Here is a 6,528-nt window from a genome sequence, read left to right on the forward strand (position 1 = left end):
AACGTGCAGGCAAAGGCACGCCGGCCACTGCTGGAGCTCGCAGCCCGCTATCACCGTCCATCTATGGCTATCCTGTTCGAGCTTCCACCCCAGGTGTGCAAGGAGCGCAACCGGCAACGGCTGGACCGCGTCGTAGGCGACTTCGTCGTGGACCGCCAGCACGCTCAGGCGCCTGTCAGCGAGGGTGTGTTGAGTCATGAAGGATTCGATCACGTCATCGTGTTACATTCCGTGGAAGAGGCAGACGCCTTTGGAATGCCCTCTCATCCCTCGCCGACCCTGTGGCGTGACAGAGCAGGCTCCTTTGACGTGATCGGCGACCTCCACGGGTGTTGTGATGAACTCCTCTCACTGCTCAGGATCATGGGCTACAAGGTTGAGAACCCGAGCTCCCTGATTCCCCATATTACGGCGCCAGAAGGCAGGACGGCGGTTTTCGTCGGCGACTTCACGGACCGCGGACCTGACAACGTCCGTACGCTCCTGGTCGTCATGGCGATGGTCCGCTCAGGCGCTGCCCTGACCGTGCTCGGCAATCACGACGACAAGCTGCTCAGGGCATTGCAGGGAGCCCCAGTCAAGATCAGTAATGGACTCGACCATACACTGCAGGAGCTGAACGCGGCTGGAGAGGAGATGCAGGCGCTTGTCCGCGAGTTCCTGGATGAACTGCCGTCACACCTCGTCCTGGACGGTGGCAATCTGGTGGTCGCACATGCAGGCCTGCCCCAGGACCTCCACGGCATCGACTCGCCACGGGCGCGCGACGTTGCGCTGTTCGGCTCCCCGACCGGCCAGCGAGACGACTTCGGACTCAAGGTCCTCGCCGACTGGGCACATGCATACGAGGGCGACGCGGTCGTTGTCTGGGGACACCTGCCCATCGCCGAAGCGGCTTGGGTTGGGAACACCATCAACATCGACACCGGCTGCGTCCACGGAGGAAGCCTGACTGCACTGCGCTATCCCGAACGCGAGCTGGTCAGCGTGTCCGCCGCGCGCGTCTACTCCATCCCCATCAAACCTCTGTAACAGAAATGGAACCGTCCCGAATGTTACAGGACAGGGTCTGCCTGGTGACAGGCGCCACACGCGGCATTGGCGCAGCCATGGCAGAAGCTCTTGCCCGTATGGGGGCGACGGTCGTCGTCACGGGACGCAGTGCGGAGCGCGGACAGGACCTGGTGTCTGCCATCACTCGACGCACAGCCAACGAAGACGTGCACTTCCTGTGCGCTGACCTGGCGTCGATAGCGGAGGTGAACGGTCTTGCCCGGGCATTCATGGCCCACTGGGATCGCCTGCACGTCCTGGTCAACAACGCCGGAACGGTGTTCCCGACACGGCGTGCCACCATCGACGGGTACGAGGAAGTCTTCGCCGTCAACCACCTGGCTCCCTTCCTGCTCACCAATCTACTGCTTCCCGTCCTGCTTGACAGCGCGCCGTCGCGCGTCATCGTGACCTCCTCCTACGAACACCGGCGCGGGCGCATGCACTGGGACAATCTGCAGGGCGAGCGTTTCTACTTCTCGCAGCAGGCATACGCGCAGTCCAAGCTGGCAAACTTGCTGTTCGTCTATGAACTGGCGAGGCGACTGGAGGGAAGCGGGGTCACGGTCAACGCCATCAACCCCGGCCTGGTGCACACGAACATCTGCATGGACAGCGGCTGGCTCATCAGGACAGCCAAACGGATGATGGACCGGTTCTCTGCCGTGAGCCCGGAGGAGGGCGCGGATACCGGCGTTTGGCTAGCGTCATCACCTGATGTCGAGGGAGTCACCGGCCGATACTTCCAGCGCAGACACGCGGTCCGGTCCTCGCGCGCATCGTATGACGTCGCCGCTCAGCAGCGCCTCTGGCGCATCAGCGAGGAGCTGACGGGCCTGTTTGCGAAATCCGGCAGTTAGCAGTCGAACAGGAGCTCGGGAGCCGTGGGGATCCTGGGCAGCTCCAGCAGTTCGTAGTCCGTGGCGTTGATCGTCACGAACCCGCACCGCTGGTAAAGAGAGAGGGCGTTCCGATTCTCTGTCTCGACCTCGATGGTGATCCACTGGCTGCCGCTGTTTTGCAGGCCGCGGACAATGGCCATCAACATCTGTCGCCCGATACCCTGTCCCTGCATCTCGGGCCGCACTGCGAAGTGGATGATGAACACACGGCCATCACTGACGGCCGACTGAATGACACCGACGGGCCGCCCGTCCTGGGCCGCCAGGTAGGTCGTCCGCATAGGATCCTTCATCAGACGCACAAGGGCCTGTTCCTCTTCTTGAACCGGTTCTGCAAACGCTGAGGCAACAATCGCCGCCATGACGGGCACATCCTCGGCACCTGCAGGCCGGAGTTCCACCGCGTCGTGAATCGGCTCAAACGGGGGAATCCGCCTCGTATCAAGGTCCATCGTGTACTCGCTGTGGGAGTGCCGCGTCCCCATCGCCGCGGCGAACGTAGGGCCTTCCCGCGACTCCTGCGGCACGACGATCAGCAGCCGTCTCACTTCGTGTTCCTGGCATTCCCGTACCACAACTCGCGCCATACGGCGGCCAATACCCTTCCTCCGAAAGTCGGGATGGACAAGGATAGTTGCTTCGACTTCCGAGGGGTCACCATAACTGTTCATGCCCGCAAACCCAACAAGCTGTCCACTCTCGTACCACAACACATCGCTGACTGAACCCTCCGGCCGTGTCTCCAGCGTGCCGAAGTCCAGCCGTGCCTCCATCGAGTAGCCGTCTCTTCCCTCACAGACGCCCGCGAGAGCCCGAACCTGGCTGACCTGCTGCGTCGAAAGCCAGACTGGTACCATTATGCCATCGTCGTCAGTCGGCATGCGCTCCTCCAGTGCACGTCATGAGGCCGCCGCATACCCTGCAGCGGTCCGGAACTGCAACCATCAATCCGTCTACTTCGCTCTCAGACTGTCCAGGGCGGGTTTCGCCTCGGGACAGAACCCAAAGAACCCATTGATGGTCTTGCACTCGTTGTACTCGCCGCACTCGGCGCAGGTAGCGTAGCCCTTGCCATGGGCACATGCCCGCACGTCGCAGACGGCACAGTGCGAGAACAGTCGTGGTCCAGTCGACTGACACCCGTCACAGACGACGTCCTCGGGCTTGACCTCGATGCCGTAGCCTGCCGACCATTCGGCGGCCGTCTTCTCCTGCAATGGCCTGTCAGTCGTCCTGCCAGCCACATATGCCGGACAAGTCGTACAAACGAGACCACACGCTGCGATCATCTCCATATCCCTCTCCTTTGTCTGGTGAGTCATCTCACCCCGCCCTGTCCGACTAGATTCAAGAATAAGTGTCTGGTTACCAAGTAATGGGTGTATCAGGCTCAGTTCCTTTGCGAAGTCTTCTAATATTGTCCCTCAAAGCAAACACCAGGAAGGATGCTCCCAACAAAGCGAAGACAGCGTAGTATAATGGAAAGAAGATGTACATCAAAACTACCAGAACCCACGAGAATACTAAGTTAGACAAACTCGTTTTCCTGGTCACAAGAAAGATGAGCAACAAGACAGGGAAAAAGCAGACAAAATACCGTGGCCCGATGAATGCGAGAGTCGCACCATAGAAAGTAGAAGCGCCCTTTCCTCCTTTGAATCTAAGAAAGATTGGGAGGACCTGTCCAACGGTGGGAAGCAATGCGACAATCACAATCTGCCAGTGACTCGACAAGAGTGTCTTGGCTAAATATGCCGGCAAAAAACCCTTTGAGAAATCGAGGAGTGCCGAAACAACCCCCCATTTCCAGCCAAGCGCCCTTGAGACATTTGTCGATGAGGCAGATTTTGAGCCAATCGTCCTTACGTCCACTCCCTTCAATTTGCCCACCAGAAAACCAAAAGGAATAGAGCCCAGAAGATAGGCGGCAATCAAAAGCGCAATGAACACGATCATCCCCTTGCCTTCATCGTTTGGCAAATCTTCCTATTCACCGGAGTATCAATGTTGAATCGCTCCCCAATTTTTACGACTGCACCGTTATAGTGATCAATTTCGTCAATGTTGCCTTTTTCCTTCCTTCCTCTCCCTTTCGCAATTGCTTTGGCAATCCGCTTTCTGAAAAGGCTCAGAAGGGGCAAAGGAAGAGAGCCAAGCAAAGAAGCATACAGGCGCGTTGGATAGTGGTGCAAATTCAAAAATCTTCCTCCACTTTCTTTGACTGTTCTTGCATACTCTCTCAACGATTCAATTTCTTCCTCGAAAACCTTCTTGTCTGCAAAACCCTCTTCAATAGTCAACCCGTACGAAGAGGAAGACACTCCCAACAGATTCGTAAAGAGCTTCGAAAACTCCATGTTCTTGACATTTTCGGATGCAATTTCCTCGGCTTCAAGTTCGGCCTCGAGGAAAAGTTCTCTTAGATCTTGTATCTTGTCAGGCCCAAACGCCACTCCGAAAGCCAATCTTATTGGTACAAAATACGAAATTACCGTATTGTCAGCGGTTTTTTCCATGGAAACGGGGTTAAACAGGGCAACCCTTATTATTCTGATCCTTTGGGCATTCGAACCGAATATTCTCTCAAGTTCGATTCTTGCCTCTTCCGCTGCAAAAACACCATTTTGAGACAAGATCAAGTCAGGAGGGGTTTCTTGTCGTACTCTTTGGTAGTAGTACCTCACTGATGGGGCAACGGGATTTTTCGTTGTCAGAAGAATAAAATCCGGGGCAGTTTCCTTGGTAAATGCATCTTCTTCAATGACATCACATTCAAATCTTGTCGGCTTGCTCCCTTGCCTTGCAATAAGGATGTTGCCATCCTTAATATTGTCCATTTGCGCATGCCTTGCAACTCCCAGTATTTGAGCAGAGTTCCGCATCTCATGGGCAAACAGCGTTCCCGTCCTCCCACCAACACCAACAACAGCAATCTTCTTTGTCATGTCACTATTATATCCATGCGGACGTTTTCAATGGTCATTACAGCAGCTACTTCAGAACATTGCCCCCTGAAGGGTATGGATACTCCCTCCTTGACGCTGCGACATGTCCGTACATTACGCTTTAATTCTTGATCGTGCGCCGTTGCTCCGGTCGACGATAGAGGGAATTACTCGGACAGGTCTGGAGCTTGCCTTCGGGGCTTCTTGACCACTGTGACGCTTGTAGTAGGGTGACATGGCTAGCAGTTTCCGACGGATAAATGGTCGTGCGATGGGGACGAACAGCTTCTTCCATCCCAGGGTCCTCCGCTGCAGCGCCAGTGTCTCGTCAAAGCTGTAATGCTGGTAGTGCAGCAGTCGTTCGCTCTCCTCGGTGTCCATGAAGTCACAATGGAACGGCGTCTGCGAGAACGCCGACTCAGGCAGCATTCCTATGCCCAGTGCGTCGAACGAGCGCTGCATAAACTGCCGTCCGGTCACCTGGCAGGACGGCCCGCCCGCGACCATCAGTGTTTTTCCTTCCAGTCCAGGCAGCATCGCTGCCGCCGCAACCGCTGCGCCGGCGTCCATGGGTGCCAGGTACTCCATACGGTCGTCCATCCTCACCTCAAACATGAGAGGGTCCAGCTCGCCGAATTCGATGGGAGGGACGGCGCCGAACCGGAGGATGACCCATGGCAGGCCCGACGCATGCAGCATGTGTTCGCAGGTCATCTTGTGATAGGCGTAGTCCTCATAGGGGTGAAGCAGTTCGTCAGCCTTGCGGGGTGGTGCGAGGTGCTGCGTACGACCATACAGGGCGATGGAAGAGCTGAAGACAATGCGAGGCCTGCTCTTCGAGGCAAGCGCTGCCTGCAGGAGATTCCATGTGCCACCGACGTTGATGGTCTCAGCCCACGCGGGGCACTGCTCACTCTTGGGCGGGATGATGAAAGCCAGGTGGACAATGGCATCGACACCCTGCACGGCACGTGCGACGGCCTCCGTGTTGCGGATGTCACCCCAGATGATTTCGACCTTGCCGGCATAGGGCCGGGCTTTCCGCTTCGACAGGGACGACGGGATGTCCAGACAACGGACGGTCGCTCCACGGCTCAGCAGCTCATCGGCGGCATACGTTCCGACGTTTCCAAATGCGCCCGTTACGAGGACCTTCATGGTTTCCCTCCGCTCATGGACTCCATGAGCATCGACAATACACGTTGCATGAGCGCTCCCCAGTCCTGACCTTCGGGGTCCAGGATGCCCTGGAGCAGCAGCCCCAGCACGGCGCTGAGCACGAGGGTTGCTGCCAGATTCGAATTCTCCACCCGCAGGCTTCCTTCAGACACGCCGCGGTCCAGCAACTGCTGGAAGAACCCCTGGTATCTGCGAATCATCTCGACGGTGCTGCGTGCCACTTCGGGATCCGCCTTGGACTTGGCCCAGAATTCGAGCAAGATGTTCCACTTGGTACCGGCCACGTGGTAAATCTCGTTCACACCTGCTGCCATGGCCGCAACCTGCCGCGGCACGGATTCACCACCCGTCTGCGCTGCAGCAAACTGCCGATCGAGCTCTGCCAACCAGGCATTGAGCAGTGCCACAAACACCGACCCCTTGCTGGGAAAATGATGATAGAATGCGCC

At 57.3% G+C, this 6,528-nt stretch carries 8 protein-coding genes; 2 read left to right on the top strand and 6 right to left on the bottom strand.

Annotation, left to right across the window (positions count from 1 at the left end; translation table 11 throughout):
- A partial coding sequence (locus SMC5_RS06415; protein WP_207799115.1) for a metallophosphoesterase occupies window positions 1-1,032 on the top strand: 1,032 nt, incomplete at its 5' end.
- A 20-nt stretch (window positions 1,033-1,052) separates the two neighbouring features.
- The gene (locus tag SMC5_RS06420) at window positions 1,053-1,913 is read left to right on the top strand and encodes an SDR family oxidoreductase (protein ID WP_207799116.1); all 861 of its coding nucleotides are present in this window, start codon (window positions 1,053-1,055) and stop codon (window positions 1,911-1,913) included.
- On the opposite strand, the gene SMC5_RS06425 is transcribed toward SMC5_RS06420, so the two are convergent.
- The 6 genes from SMC5_RS06425 to SMC5_RS06450 form a co-directional block, all read right to left on the bottom strand.
- Window positions 1,910-2,836 carry a GNAT family N-acetyltransferase gene (locus SMC5_RS06425; RefSeq protein ID WP_119087761.1) on the bottom strand — a complete coding sequence of 309 codons (927 nt, stop codon included), beginning with the start codon at window positions 2,834-2,836 and terminating at the stop codon, window positions 1,910-1,912. The genes SMC5_RS06420 and SMC5_RS06425 overlap by 4 nt on opposite strands.
- 72 nt (window positions 2,837-2,908) lie before the next feature.
- Window positions 2,909-3,250 (bottom strand): DUF3795 domain-containing protein, encoded by a 342-nt coding sequence (locus tag SMC5_RS06430; protein ID WP_165846605.1) that lies wholly within the window; start codon window positions 3,248-3,250, stop codon window positions 2,909-2,911.
- A 70-nt stretch (window positions 3,251-3,320) separates the two neighbouring features.
- Entirely contained in the window at window positions 3,321-3,911 is a 591-nt protein-coding gene (gene plsY, locus SMC5_RS06435; protein ID WP_119087763.1) for a glycerol-3-phosphate 1-O-acyltransferase PlsY, read from the bottom strand.
- Window positions 3,908-4,900, bottom strand: coding sequence for a ketopantoate reductase family protein (locus SMC5_RS06440; protein ID WP_119120047.1), 993 nt, complete (start codon window positions 4,898-4,900; stop codon window positions 3,908-3,910). The genes plsY and SMC5_RS06440 overlap by 4 nt, the downstream gene beginning before the upstream one ends.
- Before the next feature lie 114 nt (window positions 4,901-5,014).
- Window positions 5,015-6,058 carry an NAD-dependent epimerase/dehydratase family protein gene (locus SMC5_RS06445; RefSeq protein ID WP_119087764.1) on the bottom strand — a complete coding sequence of 348 codons (1,044 nt, stop codon included), beginning with the start codon at window positions 6,056-6,058 and terminating at the stop codon, window positions 5,015-5,017.
- Window positions 6,055-6,528 (bottom strand): TetR family transcriptional regulator C-terminal domain-containing protein (locus SMC5_RS06450; RefSeq protein WP_133299179.1); only part of this gene is annotated, 474 nt, incomplete at its 5' end. The genes SMC5_RS06450 and SMC5_RS06445, both read right to left, overlap by 4 nt.

The organism is Candidatus Cryosericum odellii (assembly GCF_003570935.1).
Lineage (GTDB): Bacteria > Caldisericota > Caldisericia > Cryosericales > Cryosericaceae > Cryosericum > Cryosericum odellii.